Genomic DNA, 15,112 nt, shown 5'->3' on the forward strand with positions numbered 1-15,112 from the left:
CTGGAATCATGATTTTTTTTATGATTTTATTGACTATTCCTGATTTTTTAAACCTAAATTCTCTATTATAAATGCTATTTTTGTCAATTAAACAGTTATTATTCTAATTATTTATACCTTGTAGGTATTTTTCCTTTATCAATTACAATAAATATCCCTTTATGAAAGCTAAAGCTACGTTAAAACAAATCGCAAAAGAACTTAATGTTTCTGTTTCAACAGTTTCAAAAGCACTGAATGATAGTCCGGAAATAAGTGACCTAACTAAAGTGAAAATAAAAGAATATGCGAAGCTTAAAAATTACAAGCCTAATGTAATTGGTCTGAACCTTAAAAATAGAAAAACCAAAACTATTGGCGTTATTATTCCAAATATCCTAAATTCCTTTTTTGCTAAAGTGTTTAGCGGTATTGAGAAAATCGCTGATGAAAAAGGATACAATGTCATTATGTGTATCTCCAACGAATCAGCTGAAAAAGAAGCGCATACTTTAGAAATGCTTAGCAATGGAACTATTGATGGCTTTATAGTTTCAGTTTCTGAGGAAGCACAAAAAAATCAAGATTACGAGCATTTCTCTGCAATCATTAATGATGGAACTCCAATCGTAATGTTTGATCGAATTGCAGACGGTGTTGATTGTGATAAAGTAATTGTAGATGATTTTGATTCGGCGCTGGATTCTACCCAGCATTTGATTGATTTAGGTTGCAAAAACATCGCTCTGTTTTCGTCAGTTGATAATTTGAGCGTTGGGAAGTTACGTGTCGAAGGCTATCTGAAGGCTCTGGAGAACAACAAGATTCCTGTTAACGATGCTATAATTTTGAGAACTGATTCGGATGAAAATCTAAATAATCAGATAGAAACTATTTTTGATACCAATAAAATCGATGGTATTTTTGCTTTAGATGAAAACGATTCCGTAGCTGCTTTGAGAATTGGGCTCAAAAAAGGATACAAAATTCCCGAAGAACTTTCTATCATAGGTTTTGCGGACGGAATTCTTGCCTCCCGCAGATTGTCTCCAAGTTTAACGACGGTAAGTCAGCACGGAATTGAGATAGGTGAAGTGGCTGCTAAATTACTCATTGATAGATTAGAATCTAAAGAAGAGCACGTTCCTTATGAAACGGTGGTAATCAAAACAAAATTGAAAGAAAGAGAGTCTACAAGAAAATTATAGCAACTCATTTTAATAAACAGCATAAAAAAATCTCTAATCGTTTTTGAATGATTAGAGATTTTTTTTATGAGTTAATGAAAAGTTATTTTAATGCGCTTCCAGCCAATCTTTCCCCATTCCTAAATCTACATCCAAAGGTACATCAAGTTTAAAAGCATGTTCCATTTCGTGCTTAATCATTGGTTTGATTTTTTCGAGTTCATCATTATGTACATCAAACACAAGCTCATCGTGAACCTGTAACAACATTTTACTTTTCCAGTTTTCAGACGTTAGTTTGTCATGAATGTTTATCATCGCAATTTTGATAATATCAGCAGCGCTTCCTTGAATTGGTGCATTTACCGCATTTCGTTCTGCACCACCGCGAACAATGGCGTTTTGTGAATTGATATCTTTTAAATAGCGGCGACGCCCCAAAATGGTTTGTACATAACCGTTCTCTCTTGCGAAATCTATTTGTTCCTGAATGTAGGATTTTAATCTTGGATACGTTTGGTAATACGCCTCAATTAAATCAGCGCTCTCTTTGCGAGATAAGTTAGTTTGATTACTCAATCCAAAAGCTGAAACCCCATATATAATTCCGAAATTGACCGTTTTGGCATGACTTCGTTGCTCGCGAGTCACTTCTTCCAGCGGGACATTAAAGACTTTTGAAGCAGTAGATTTGTGAATGTCTTCGTTATTTTGGAATGCTTTAATCATGTTTTCTTCCCCGCTCAATGCGGCAATTACACGCAATTCTATTTGAGAATAATCTGCAGAAACCAAAGTGTAATTTTCATCTCGGGCCACAAATGCTTTTCTAATTTGTCTTCCACGTTCGGTACGAATCGGGATATTTTGTAAGTTGGGATTATTCGAACTTAAACGACCTGTTGCAGCCACCGTTTGCATGTAATCGGTGTGAATGCGGTTTGTGATTTTATCAACTTGGTTTGGTAAAGCCTCAACATAAGTATTTTGTAGTTTCACTAATTGTCTCCAATCCAGAATGTCTTTTACAATTGGGTTTTCAGCAGCTAAATAACTCAAGATTTCCTCTCCGGTTGCATATTGACCGGTTTTGGTTTTCTTTTGTTTTACACCTCCAATTTTTAATTTATCGAATAAAACATCGCCTAATTGCTTTGGAGAAGCCAAATTGAATTTCTCGCCAGCAGTTTCAAAGATGTTGGCTTCTAAAATTTTAATGTCATCGCCTAATGTTTTCGATAATGATTTTAAGAAATCTACATCTACATGGATTCCTTCTTTTTCCATATCTGCCAGAACTTTTACTAATGGAATTTCGATTTCCTCAAAAAGTTTCTTGGTTCCAGTTTTGTCTAATTCCAAAGTGAATATTTCCTTGAGTTGCAAGGTTACATCAGCATCTTCAACGGCGTATTCTTTTATTTCCTCAAGTTCAACATCACGCATTGATTTTTGGTTTTTTCCTTTTTTACCAATTAAGGTTTCAATGGATTGTGGAGAATATGTTAAATACGTTTCCGATAAAATATCCATATTATGACGCATATCCGGATTAATCAGATAATGTGCAATCATCGTATCGAATAATTTTCCTTTCACGGTAATATTGTAATTAGAAAGAATCTTTAAATCGTATTTTAAATTCTGTCCAATTTTTTCAATGTTTTCATTTTCGAAAAAAGGAATGAATTTCTCGACTAAAGTCTGTGCTTCCTCTTGATTTTCTGGAAAAGGAACATAGAATCCTTTTCCTTTTTCGTACGAAAAGGATATTCCGACTAACTCAGCATGCAAAGCATCTAGTCCAGTTGTTTCTGTATCAAAACAAACAGAAGATTGTTTTTGCAAATTTTGTAATAGCAATCGCAGGCCTAAATCTCCTTGAATTATCTGATAGGAATGTTCTGTATTTTCTAATGAACTATAATATTGATGACGTGTTTCATCAGATGAATCGTCTTGAATCGCACTTCCAAATAAGTCGAATTGATCTTCACTTTTTGGTTGTGGTTTTTTGTACAATTTGGTTTCGTCAACCGGATTGATATTGGTAGAGGCAGTTCCTCCTTTTTTGAATATGGCATCAAACTGCTCTGCCATTCTACGGAATTCTAATTCATTGAATAGCGCATCTGTTTTTTCGACATCAGGAGTTGATAATTCATAGTCTGTTTCGTCAAAAATAACGGGGCAATCTAGTAAAATTGTCGCCAAGGTTTTAGATAATAATCCTTTTTCTTTGTTTGCTTCAATATTTTCTTTCATTTTACCTTTTAGCTTATCGGTATTAGCTAAAAGATTTTCCATGGTTCCAAATTCCTTCAAGAATTTTTTAGCAGTAACTTCGCCTACGCCAGGAAGTCCGGGAATGTTATCGGCTGCATCGCCCATCATCCCAAGAAAGTCAATTACTTGATCTGGTCTTTCAATTTCGAATTTGGCTAAAACTTCGGGGATTCCCCAAATTTCGATTCCATTACCCATTCGGGCGGGTTTGTACATAAATATATTTTCAGAAACCAGTTGTGCAAAATCCTTATCCGGTGTAACCATAAAGACTTTGTAATTCTGCTTTTCCGCCTGCTTGGCAATTGTTCCAATTAAGTCATCAGCTTCATATCCTTTGACCTCAATTATAGGGATATGCATGGCTTTTAAGAGTTCTTGAATATAAGGAATGGCAATTTTTATGGCCTCTGGTGTAGCATCGCGATGGGCTTTATACTCCGGAAAAATCTCGTTTCTTAATTGGCTTCCACCGTTATCAAAAGCGACAGCTAAATGATCTGGTTTTTCTCTTTTGATTACATCCATTAAGGAATTCATGAATCCCATAATAGCTGAAGTGTCCATTCCTTTGGAGTTGATTCTTGGGTTTTTTATGAAGGCGTAATACCCTCTAAAGATTAAGGCATAAGCATCTAGAAGGAACAGGCGTTTTTGTTGTGACATGAATTGTGATTTTTGTAAAGTTTTCAAAAGTACAAAACTTGTGAGATAAAGGAGAGCTGTTCAGAAAAATTTCTGTTTATATCTGCAATACGAACTAATTTCAAGCTAATGAAAATTAAACTAGTGTGTATTTTTTTAGTAATGATTCCGTATGCTTTTACTCGAAAGAAAACAGCTATAAATAGCAAATGGCTAATTTTAATATATTTAAATTATAAGATTAATTATATGTTATAATTAAAAAGATGTATTTGGTCGACATAATATGTATTTAATCGACATATTGTTTAATTTTACCAAATGGTTTTGAGAATCCATTTTATTCTCTATTATTTCATCTTTTATTTTATTTATTATGAAAAAAAATTACGCTACTACAAATGTTTTGCAAGCCTTTTTGTTATTTTTCATGATAATAACAACAAATTTGTTTGGACAGGTGGGCATAGGAACGATAACACCAAACGCAAGTTCTGTTTTAGATGTTTCATCGACAACCCAAGGAATGTTGACCCCTAGAATGACAACGGCACAACGAACGGCTATTGCGTCGCCAGCCGATGGATTAATGGTTTATGACATTGATTTAAAATCTTTTTACCACTACAATTCAGCAATAACCTCGTGGAATGTAATCAATAGTGCCACTACAGGCAGAACAAACTTTAAACGTATAAGATCTACAGATGTTTTGGCGACAGTTTTGGCTGCGGAGAAAACGGCAGGAAGTAATGCAAAGTATCTGTTGGATCCCGGCACATTATATGAGATTAACGGGCAAGTAATCTTAGATCTACCTATTGAATTAAATAACGCTTATATTGCTGGTTTGGACTCTGGAGATGACAAATTGGTAAAAACTACTGGAGATCTTTTTGTTGGTACAACTGGAGGGTCAATTAGAGTATTAACTTTGGTTGCTTCTGCAGGGAATATTTTTAATATTACAGGGCCAGGAGCTATTGGGGCTCAAACACAAAATCTTATTTTAAGAGATGCTATTATCGGAAATTCAGCTAATGTAGGTCTTATCAAAAATTTTTCATTGGTATTTGTGAGTATCGTTCAATATTTTGGTAACGCTAATGGAGTTATTTATCAGGATATAAATAAGTTATTGATTAATAATACAGGTTGGTTTGGTGGTAGTACATCTCTTGCTAATTCAGGAACGTATGAAAAGTTAGTAGGTACTTTTGGTCTAGTGCAAAAACAAGGTGGTTTCAGTGAAGTTACAGGAACAAGTATTGGCTTTGACGTATCTTCTAGTCCGACAATATCTGGAGATGCGGTTATGGAGTCAGTTGTTTTTACAGGGGCAGTTTCGGGTGCAGGGGCTTATGTAAAATCATATTCTCCTGTAATTTATTCTGGATATAATTTTAATAACAGTTGGTCTGTTAGGTGCGCGGGAATTCCAAATGAAGGTGATGCATTTTCATCGGGTAACATTTATTTGAATAGAACTTTAACAAGCCCGGTCTTTAATCACCCGACAGTAAATTCACCGGTAAAAGTCCCAGGAACTACAATAGCGACTAATTTATATAGAATGGGAACGACTAATGCTTCAACCAACAACAGATTAGTCTATTTAGGAAAAAAAACAAAAAGCTTTACTGTTTCGGCTTCATTAGCTTTTGAATCTACAGGAACAACAGGTAATACGGATTACATATTTTACTTTCAAAGATTTAATTCTTTAGGGGTATTAGTGTCTAAAATAACATCTTCTGAATCTTTTATTGATGCTAATTCTGGATTTATTCAGAACATTCCAATATTGGCTAATGTTCAGCTGGATAGTGGTGATTATTTAGAATTATATTCAGAAAGAACGGCTGGTAATGATAAAAATATGACAATACGATCATTTAATATGACAATGAGATAGCTTTAAAAAAAAATGAGATAAAATCGCATTATTTTAAACGTAATAATGCGGTTTTTATTTTTAACTCACTTTTTCAAATTTCAGCTGTTCTTTAGCTTTAATCAAGCGTTAAACTTTAACTAATAAAAAACCATTTCAGTAAATTGTTTTGTTATTTTGTTAAAAATTTTTTATAATGATCTTTCGTATCGTATTCTTGTGTTTAATTCTTCTCATTATTGAGCTTTACACTTTTCAAGTATTAAAAACTTTGATAAAATCAAGGCCAGCATTGTTTTCAATTCAGTTTATTAGCCTCTTATTTTTAGTATATATTGTCTATTCTTTGATGCAATTTGACCGAAGCGTAGGGCAAACACAACAAATGATGTTTACCATGGGTTTGTTGCTGATTGTTTATGTTCCAAAATTAATTTTGACACTTACATTAATGGGGGAAGACATCTACAGGTTGTGTGTAGGATCTGTTAATTTTTTTGTAGATTATGACAAGGGCACGGATTTCCTTAATTCTAGAAGAAAGTTTGTGAGTCAAATAGGACTGGGATTAGCAGCAGTTCCTTTTTTGTCATTAATTTATGGGGTAACCGTTGGAAAATACAATTATAAAGTAATCAAGCAACGCATCTTTTTTCCAGATTTACCAGATTCTTTTGATGGTTTCACGATTACTCAAATATCAGATGTTCACAGTGGAAGTTTTGATAATCCAGAAAAAATTAATTATGCCATTGATTTGGTAAATGAGCAAAATTCAGATCTTATTTTGTTTACAGGCGATATCGTGAATACGGATGCAAAGGAAATGCATCCTTGGATAGAAACATTCAATAAAATTAAAAAGCACGAATATGGTAAATATTCGGTTTTGGGCAATCACGATTATGGAGAATATGTTACGTGGCCAACGGAGGCCGCAAAAGAAGATAATTTTCAAGCTATAAAAAACTTATACGGGGAAATAGGTTTCGATTTATTGTTGAATGAACATACTTTTATCCAAAAAGGAGAAGATAAAATAGCCTTAGTAGGTGTTGAGAATTGGGGTCATAATTTTAAACAAGCCGGAGATTTAAGCAAGGCTTCAGGGCAACTAAAGAAAGAAGATTTCAAGATTTTGATGAGCCATGATCCTTCGCATTGGGAACATGTGGTGCAACATGACGATAAACATTATCATCTTACACTTTCTGGACATACTCATGGAATGCAATTTGGTATTGAAATCCCAGGTTACTTTAAATGGAGTTTGGCACAGTACGTCTATAAACAATGGGCGGGTTTATATGAAAATCTAGGTAGATACGTTTACGTTAATAGAGGTTTTGGTTTTCATGCTTACCCAGGTAGAGTAGGTATTATGCCGGAAATAACGGTCATTGAACTAAAAAAAGGTGTTAATGAGGCATAATACGTTAAAAATGCTACATTTGTAAAATAAATATCTCTTTTTAGTGAATTTTAAAAAATTAAATTTTTGGTTTTATGTCAAAATTTGGAGAACTTATAAATACTCAAGTACCTGTGTTAATCGATTTTTACACAGAATGGAACGAATCTTCCGTTTCAATGCATCCTGTTATCAGAGATGTAGCAGCTGCTCTTGGCGATAAAGCAAAAGTCATAAAAATTGATGTAGATAAAAATCAAGAGTTAGCGGATGCCCTACGCATCAAAGGCTTGCCTACTTTGATGATTTATAAACAAGGTCAAATGATCTGGAGACAGTCTGGAGAATTAGATGCCAATACGCTTATTGGAATCGTTCAGGAACAATTGTAACTCTGTCTTTTGTTTCATAAAACAGCGCATTGAAAATCATTATTTTTTAAAAAAGCTAGCGTTCTTGGTAACACGTACTCCAGGTTTTTGAAGGCTTTTATACTGTCATGAAAAACAATGATACTTCCTGGTTTTATATTTGATAATACATTATCTAAACATTTTTCTTTGGATAGGGTCGTGTCGAAGTCAGCGCTGAGTACATCCCACATAATTATGTCATATCCTAATGCTCGTATTTCTCTTGCTTGAGACCTTTTTAATTTGCCGTAAGGGGGGCGGAATAGTTTAGATTTTAAAGTGTAATTACTATTGCTTTGAATGACATCTTCGCAACGTTTTGTGTTTTCTATGTAAGTTTCCGTTTCTGTTTTCCAACCATTTAGATGATTAAATGTGTGGTTTCCTACTTCATGGCCGTTATTAATTAATTTTTTAAATAGGGCTGAGTTTTTTTTGATATTCTCTCCTATGCAAAAAAAAGTTGCTTTTACATCGTATTTTTTTAATTCTTCCAAAACCCATCCTGTAACTTCTGGAACAGGGCCATCGTCAAATGTAAGGTAAACGGTATTTCCTGTATTGGAAACGTCCCATATATAATTAGAAAATATCTTTTTTATGAACCAGTTGGTCTTTATCCAGTAGAAGCTCATCAGTTGAAAATTAGGAATATAAATATAATGCTGGTTTTTATTTAATCGAAACTAAGAAGTAATCTGTTTTTTACAAATTATTTCTTCCTTAATTTTTAAAAAGACACGAGGAGTTGCTAATAAATTTATGACACAATAAATTTATTAGCAACTCCTCGTCTTACTTTCTACTTAAAATTATTCTTTTTCACGGCCAAAACGTTCAAACATTTTAATGTAGGTGTTGAACGTGATTCTGTTTGTATTGTAGAAATCCAGGTCGCCGTTCTCTTTCATCACCTGCAAGAGACTTCGGTAGCGCTCAATGTCGATAATAATAGGAGTTGCAATACTGTTTTGTTCAGAAGATTTAAGGTTGCCGTAATAGTTGAGGTTTTCTTGGTACTTACCCACTAGTTTTGTTAGCAATTGCTGTGCTTTTACTTTTTCGCCAATTTTGTAATATCCACCAGCGAAAGGTTCTACTAAGGAATAATATTCAAAATATTCCACTGGCATTTTTGTCATAGCCAAATCGATAATGTTTTTAGCCTTATCTTTTTGTCCTTCAAGAATTAGCTGATTCATTAATCTTGAGAGATTGGTTCGGTAGGTTATACTGTTTCTTCGAGTCTCTGGATCATGATAAATGGTTGGGCTTTCGCTATTTCCCCAATCCCATTTCATTACTTTGGCATACATTTTATCGGCATCAATTTGTCCCATTTCAAGCGGACCTCCATCTTTAGGGATGATGGTTCTTATTGGAACTAATTTATAAACCATACCTTCTAATTGCAAGTATTCTTTCATCCAGATATAATCTTCATTATCAAATGCACCTCCACTAAAGTAAATAGGGCGTTTCCAATTGTTGTTGGCAACGATATCTAGCATCATTAATCTATTTTTATATAAGGCATTGCCTTTAATGTCCAAGTCAATGTATGGAACTATAGAGTCATTGTATTTAGGGGAAACAACTTTGTTTTTGATGATAATGTCTTTGTCAACTGGAATTCTGATTTTATTCGTAGGATAAAAATGAATGGTTTGACCGTTTTGCATTTCAACAGTAGATTTAGGGTTTTTTATGAAACTCATGAAATCTTTTATATCCCAACGACTTTCAATTTTAGGAATGTGGGCTACATAGTCCAGTTTGTCACCTACATATTGATCGTGAGTAAATGAAATAGGCAATGGATCTGACTCGTATGTTTTGGTTTTCATTTGATCGATATACCAATCCGTCATGAATAATTGAGTATTCACAATTTTGACGTCCGTTCTTACTTTTTCAATTTCTTGAGCGTACCAAAGCGGAAAAGTATCGTTATCACCAATAGTAAACAAAATTGCATTAGGGTCGCAGGAGGTAAGGTATGCTTTTGCCATCGCTACAGCAGTGTATTTTCCAGAACGATCGTGGTCATCCCAGTTTTGAGACGCCATAAGTACCGGAGCAGCTAGTAAACTGGCGCAGATAACTATTGGGCCAGCAATTTTTGGGGCTAAATATTTTTGCGCACTTTCATATAAGGCGTAAACCCCAAAACCTATCCAAATTGCAAATACGTAAAAAGAACCCACTAAAGCATAATCTCTTTCTCGAGGCTCAAATGGTCTTTCATTTAAGTAGATTTTCAATGCTATTCCAGTAAATAGAAATAAAGCAAGGAGTACATAAAAGCTTTTAAGATCTTTATTTGCATGGTACATTAAACCAATTAGACCAAGAATAAATGGCAGGAAGAAATAGACATTTCGGCCTTTATTATTCAACACATCCGAAGGTAGGTTCTCTTGGCTTCCTAAATGCAATTCATCTATAAACGATATCCCACTAAGCCAGTTGCCATCGAGGTAATCGTATCTTCCTTGAATATCATTTTGACGACCAACAAAGTTCCACATTAAATACCTCCAGTACATATACCCAAACTGGTATTCAACCATAAAACCTAGATTGTCCACGGTTGCAGGTTTCTCAACGATAAGATAATCACCATAGCTTTTTAGGAACTTAATATACCCTTCATTATCAATTTGTTTTTGTGCGTAGGCTTGTCTGAATTCATTTATGGTTTTCTGTGTTTCGTTTTTCAGTTGTGCAATAGCCTTATTATAATCTTCCTCGCTTAGTTGACTTGGATCAATGCCGTATTTAGCTAAATCATCCTCATAAGCATAATTAGGGTTTAACCTAAATTCAGGAGGATTTGTAAAATTCATATAATTTTCAATATGGTCACCACTCCACATTCTTGGTAATATCGTTTTGTGGTTATCATCTGTATTTTGATCTGCATTTTTGAAATTATTTACAATAACGTAGGTGTTGGTCTTATAATCTCTTTCGTAGTTGGGTGCTTTGTCCAGATAGGGATTGTTTTTGTCTAAACCAGCAAATCCTTCGGTATATTGAGGGCCGTAAAACAATGGATTGACTCCGTATTGTTCTCTATTGTAGTAGGCAAGAACTTCACGAGCATCAGAAGGTTTATTTTCGTTGATCACAGTATTGGCGTTAGCGCGAATCGGTAACATCGTCCATGTAGAAAAACCAATTAGGATAAAAAGGATGCATAGAATTAAGGTGTTGGCAGTTGCAAGACCTTTGTTGTTGGTGTATTTTAATCCAAAATAAAACAAGGCTACCAGCAAAACAGTAACAAATAGAGTTCCTGAATCAAATGGTAATCCTAGACTATTCACCATAAAGACTTCGGTTTTACCAAAGAATCCCATGGTCATTGGAAGGAGCAATTTGAAAATAAAAAGTAAAATAGCTATTACCACTACATTGGCAATGAGGAAACTTTTAAGAGTAACAACTTTATAATTTTTGAAAAAATAAAGAAAGCCTATGGCAGGAATTGTTAGTAATGCCATGAAGTGAACTCCAAAGGAAAGACCAACAACAAGAGAAATGATTAGTAACCATTTGTTTCCTCTTGGTTTATCCATGTCTTGTTCCCAGCGTAAACCCAGCCAAAATAGCAACGCAATAAATAAAGAAGCCATCGCGTAAACTTCGGCCTCCACAGCGTTAAACCAAAAACTATCAGAGAATGTATAAGCTAAAGCGCCAACAAATGAACTTCCTAATATTACAATTTCATTACTTTTATTTAGTTGCTTAAGCGGTTCCTCTTTTAGATTTGAGTCTGAAAATCGAGAAACTAATTTTTTTAGCACCATGGATGAGGACCAAAACAAAAATAAAATGGTAAATGCACTGGAGAATACGGACATCATATTGACCATTAAGGCAATTTTAGTATCATCAGCAGCAAACATGGCGAAAAAAGCACCAATCATTTGATATAATGGAGCTCCCGGTGGGTGTCCAACTTCTAATTTTGCTGCAGTAGCAATGTATTCACCACAATCCCAAAAACTCATGGTAGGTTCAACAGTCAAAGTGTAGGTTAATAATGCGATTCCAAATGTAAGCCAACCAATGATGGTATTCCATTTATTGAAATTGAATGCTGCTTTATCCATGTACTAAAATTTAATTTAATTGTAAGTTACAAAGAAAATGTTTTTTTGTTTAACCATAGTAGCATTAACATTATTTTCTGGAAAAGTATTGCAATTTAATAACATGTTGATTGTGAGGTTTTTTAATCATATTCTAGTTCTAAATTCAAATTAAGGCAAATTTTTTTTGATAAAAAGGCTAAAAAAGTTTGTACAAACTAAATATTATTTTAAATTTGCACTCGCTTAGCAGCAATGCTGGTCTATGGTGTAATGGTAACACAACTGTTTTTGGTGCAGTCGTTCAAGGTTCGAGTCCTTGTAGACCAACAGAAAGCCCCTCAATTTTGAGGGGCTTTTTTTTATGGAATACATTTAAGAAATTCTTATTGAATTTTTATTTCTTTAAATTATAAATGCGATTTACAAGATTGAAGTTAATCAGGAGTCAGATTTTGAAGGTGATGATGGGTTTTGTAAAATGATTGACTACGTCTTCGCTGATGCTTCCAGTGAAGAAATGAGCTAATCCAGTTCTACCGTGGGTGCAAAGTCCTATTAAATCAGCATCGATAGTTTTTGAAAAATTGACAATTCCGTTTTCGATAGTAGTATCATTAAAAATGTGTAAAGAGTAGTTTTGAATGTCGTAGTTCTTGATGAACTTGTTCATTGTTTTTTCCGCGTCAAGAGTAGTCTTAAAGCTGTTTGGGGTGCAGATAAAAACTAAAAATAGATTTGCCTCAAAAATTGCGGCAAAATCTCGCATTTTGGCAAAAGGTTTTTTTGTTTCTGGTGAAAAATCAGAGGCGAATACCATGTTTTTGAATTTTAATTCGCCTATCTCTTTTTTGATGACTAAAACTGGTATTTCAGAGAGGCGCACCACTTTTTCGGTATTGGAGCCAAGCAAAAGCTCTTCAATGCCAGAGGTTCCATGAGATCCCATTACGATGAGATCAATTTTATTTTTTTTATTAAAGGCTAAAATGCCACTAAAAGCTCTTTCATATTGAACGGAAGCGTGTACAGAAATTCCAGTTAAGTAAGGTTGCTCTTTAGTTTTTTGTATTTTCTCATTGGCTTTTTTTAAAAACAGCGTTTCTTCAAGACTGCCGTTGCCTCCTGTTATTGCTTCGTTCATCTGATTCGGTATTTCTAATAAATGCAAGATAAATAGTTCGCATTTAGTTTTTTTTGCAATCAATGCTGCTGCTTTTAAAGCTTTTTCGGCATGTTCAGAAAAATCGGTGGGAACTAAAATACGTTTCATAATAAGAAAGTGTTAAATTATGGTAAAAACGGTTGTTTTAATTGACTTTTAAAGGTAAGAAATTATTTTACACCAAGTGATTATTTTAGTTTATAAAAAAAAACACTATATTTGCACCGTTATTTATTAAAATCTAGATAATGAGGGGACTAAATGTCCCCTCTTTTTATAAAAATATGACATTTAAAGAAAAAGTAAATACGTTATTGGCAGAATGCCTTCTAGAAAAGCCATCAATTTTTTTGATAGACCTTGTTATCACTGATGCTTTCAAGGTTATTGTGACTGTAGATGGTGATAATGGAGTAGCGCTTCAGGATTGTATAGATGTAAGTCGTTTTATAGACAATGACTTGGATCGGGAAGAACAAGATTATTCCTTAGAAGTAGCTTCGGTAGGGGTTGGGTCGCCATTGAAATTAGTAAGGCAATACAAGAAAAATGTCGGGAGAACTTTGATTGTAAAAACTGGGACAGAAATAATTGAGGCAGAATTAGTAGAAGCTAGTGATGATTTTGTAGTTTTGTCTTGGGAAGCAAGAGAACCTAAAAAGGTAGGGAAAGGTAAAGAAACAGTTCAAAAAGAACTTAAGTTGCCTTATGAAGATATAAAAGAAGCAATTGTTACAGTAACATTTTAATTAAAGAATTCGCATGGAAAATTTAGCATTAATCGATTCATTCTCAGAGTTTAAAGATGATAAACTTATTGATCGTGTAACGCTTATGGCAATTTTAGAAGATGTATTTAGAAATGCATTGAAAAAAAAATACGGTTCAGATGATAATTTCGATATTATTATAAATCCTGATAAGGGAGATATGGAAATATGGCAAAGAAGAGTGATTGTTTCTGATGAAGATTTGGATTTTGATCACCTTGAAATTACTTTAACTGAAGCTAGAAAAATCGAGCCTGATTTTGAAATTGGTGAAGAAGTTTCTGAAGAAGTGAAGTTAATTGACTTAGGAAGAAGAGCAATTTTAGCGCTACGCCAAAATTTAATTTCAAAAATTCATGAGCATGACAATACAAATCTTTACAAACAGTTTAAAGATTTAATTGGCGATATATATACTGCTGAAGTACACCATGTGCGTCCTAGAGTTGTAATTTTGGTTGATGATGAAGGAAACGAAATCATTTTGCCAAAAGAAAAACAAATTCCTTCTGATTTTTTCCGCAAGGGAGATAATGTTAGAGGAATAATTGAAAGCGTTGAATTAAAAGGAAATAAACCTCAAATCATCATGTCTAGAACTTCGGAGAAGTTTTTAGAGAAATTGTTTGAACAAGAAATTCCTGAAGTTTTTGACGGTTTAATTATGGTTAAGAAAGTAGTGAGAATCCCAGGTGAAAAAGCTAAAGTAGCCGTTGATTCTTACGATGATAGAATTGATCCAGTAGGAGCTTGTGTAGGTATGAAAGGGTCTCGTATTCACGGAATTGTTCGTGAATTAGGGAATGAAAATATCGATGTAATTAATTATACTAGTAACATTCAATTGTTTATTACTAGAGCTTTAAGTCCAGCTAAAGTGTCATCTATTAAAATTAATGAAGAGACAAAAAGAGCAGAGGTTTTCTTGAAGCTTGAAGAAGTTTCAAAAGCAATTGGTCGTGGTGGACATAATATTAAATTAGCGGGTTTGTTGACTGGCTATGAGTTAGATGTTATTCGCGAAGGCGATGTTGCTGGTGCAACTGCTGATGAGGATGATGTTGAATTAACAGAGTTTTCAGATGAAATTGAAGACTGGGTTATTGAAGAGTTTGCAAAAATTGGTTTAGATACTGCAAAAAGTATTTTAAAACAAGATGTCGAAGATTTAGTACGCAGAACAGACCTAGAAGAGGAAACGATTTTAGATGTAATGAGAATATTGAAAGAGGAATTTGACAGTTAGTCACTATTTCTTC

10 protein-coding genes and 1 tRNA gene are annotated in these 15,112 nt (G+C 34.0%); 7 read left to right on the plus strand and 4 right to left on the minus strand.

What is annotated here, in order from left to right:
* The first annotated feature begins 161 nt into the window (after window positions 1-161).
* On the plus strand, window positions 162-1,187 hold the full coding sequence (locus BLS90_RS01150; protein ID WP_091254068.1) for a LacI family DNA-binding transcriptional regulator: 1,026 nt from the start codon (window positions 162-164) through the stop codon (window positions 1,185-1,187).
* An 87-nt stretch (window positions 1,188-1,274) separates the two neighbouring features.
* On the opposite strand, the gene polA is transcribed toward BLS90_RS01150, so the two are convergent.
* Entirely contained in the window at window positions 1,275-4,118 is a 2,844-nt protein-coding gene (gene polA, locus BLS90_RS01155; RefSeq protein WP_091254072.1) for a DNA polymerase I, read from the minus strand.
* Between the two features lie 355 nt (window positions 4,119-4,473).
* Between polA and BLS90_RS01160 the strand changes: the two genes are divergently transcribed.
* From BLS90_RS01160 to BLS90_RS01170, 3 genes are all read left to right on the plus strand, one after another.
* Complete coding sequence (locus BLS90_RS01160; protein WP_091254075.1) at window positions 4,474-6,012, plus strand: hypothetical protein; 1,539 nt, start codon at window positions 4,474-4,476, stop codon at window positions 6,010-6,012.
* A 175-nt stretch (window positions 6,013-6,187) separates the two neighbouring features.
* The gene (locus BLS90_RS01165) at window positions 6,188-7,423 is read left to right on the plus strand and encodes a metallophosphoesterase (RefSeq protein WP_091254078.1); all 1,236 of its coding nucleotides are present in this window, start codon (window positions 6,188-6,190) and stop codon (window positions 7,421-7,423) included.
* 74 nt (window positions 7,424-7,497) lie between these two features.
* On the plus strand, window positions 7,498-7,794 hold the full coding sequence (locus BLS90_RS01170) for a thioredoxin family protein (RefSeq protein ID WP_073352222.1): 297 nt from the start codon (window positions 7,498-7,500) through the stop codon (window positions 7,792-7,794).
* Between the two features lie 14 nt (window positions 7,795-7,808).
* Here BLS90_RS01170 and BLS90_RS01175 read toward each other — a convergent pair whose 3' ends face one another.
* The gene (locus BLS90_RS01175) at window positions 7,809-8,450 is read right to left on the minus strand and encodes a polysaccharide deacetylase family protein (protein ID WP_091254080.1); all 642 of its coding nucleotides are present in this window, start codon (window positions 8,448-8,450) and stop codon (window positions 7,809-7,811) included.
* A 177-nt stretch (window positions 8,451-8,627) separates the two neighbouring features.
* Window positions 8,628-11,939, minus strand: a complete 3,312-nt coding sequence (locus BLS90_RS01180) for a glycosyltransferase family 117 protein (protein ID WP_091254083.1) — start codon at window positions 11,937-11,939, stop codon at window positions 8,628-8,630.
* 238 nt (window positions 11,940-12,177) lie between these two features.
* Here BLS90_RS01180 and BLS90_RS01185 point away from each other — a divergent pair.
* Window positions 12,178-12,248: transfer RNA gene (locus BLS90_RS01185), tRNA-Gln, on the plus strand.
* A 118-nt stretch (window positions 12,249-12,366) separates the two neighbouring features.
* Here BLS90_RS01185 and BLS90_RS01190 read toward each other — a convergent pair.
* On the minus strand, window positions 12,367-13,191 hold the full coding sequence (locus BLS90_RS01190) for a universal stress protein (protein ID WP_091254086.1): 825 nt from the start codon (window positions 13,189-13,191) through the stop codon (window positions 12,367-12,369).
* A gap of 176 nt (window positions 13,192-13,367) precedes the next feature.
* On the opposite strand from BLS90_RS01190, the gene rimP reads away from it, so the two are divergent.
* Entirely contained in the window at window positions 13,368-13,832 is a 465-nt protein-coding gene (rimP, locus tag BLS90_RS01195; RefSeq protein ID WP_175455409.1) for a ribosome assembly cofactor RimP, read from the plus strand.
* A gap of 13 nt (window positions 13,833-13,845) precedes the next feature.
* Window positions 13,846-15,099 (plus strand): transcription termination factor NusA, encoded by a 1,254-nt coding sequence (nusA, locus tag BLS90_RS01200; RefSeq protein ID WP_066080468.1) that lies wholly within the window; start codon window positions 13,846-13,848, stop codon window positions 15,097-15,099.
* The last annotated feature ends 13 nt before the right edge of the window (window positions 15,100-15,112 follow it).

It is taken from the genome of Flavobacterium omnivorum, from assembly GCF_900099915.1.
GTDB lineage: Bacteria > Bacteroidota > Bacteroidia > Flavobacteriales > Flavobacteriaceae > Flavobacterium > Flavobacterium omnivorum.

Bases quoted from the DNA above. Each gene is read 5' to 3' on its own strand.
- BLS90_RS01150 (WP_091254068.1), top strand. From the start codon at position 162: ATGAAAGCTAAAGCTACGTTAAAACAAATCGCAAAAGAACTTAATGTT.
- polA (WP_091254072.1), bottom strand. From the start codon at position 4,118: ATGTCACAACAAAAACGCCTGTTCCTTCTAGATGCTTATGCCTTAATC.
- BLS90_RS01175 (WP_091254080.1), bottom strand. From the start codon at position 8,450: ATGAGCTTCTACTGGATAAAGACCAACTGGTTCATAAAAAAGATATTT.
- rimP (WP_175455409.1), top strand. From the start codon at position 13,368: ATGACATTTAAAGAAAAAGTAAATACGTTATTGGCAGAATGCCTTCTA.
- BLS90_RS01170 (WP_073352222.1), top strand. From the start codon at position 7,498: ATGTCAAAATTTGGAGAACTTATAAATACTCAAGTACCTGTGTTAATC.
- BLS90_RS01180 (WP_091254083.1), bottom strand. From the start codon at position 11,939: ATGGATAAAGCAGCATTCAATTTCAATAAATGGAATACCATCATTGGT.
- nusA (WP_066080468.1), top strand. From the start codon at position 13,846: ATGGAAAATTTAGCATTAATCGATTCATTCTCAGAGTTTAAAGATGAT.
- BLS90_RS01160 (WP_091254075.1), top strand. From the start codon at position 4,474: ATGAAAAAAAATTACGCTACTACAAATGTTTTGCAAGCCTTTTTGTTA.
- BLS90_RS01190 (WP_091254086.1), bottom strand. From the start codon at position 13,191: ATGAAACGTATTTTAGTTCCCACCGATTTTTCTGAACATGCCGAAAAA.
- BLS90_RS01165 (WP_091254078.1), top strand. From the start codon at position 6,188: ATGATCTTTCGTATCGTATTCTTGTGTTTAATTCTTCTCATTATTGAG.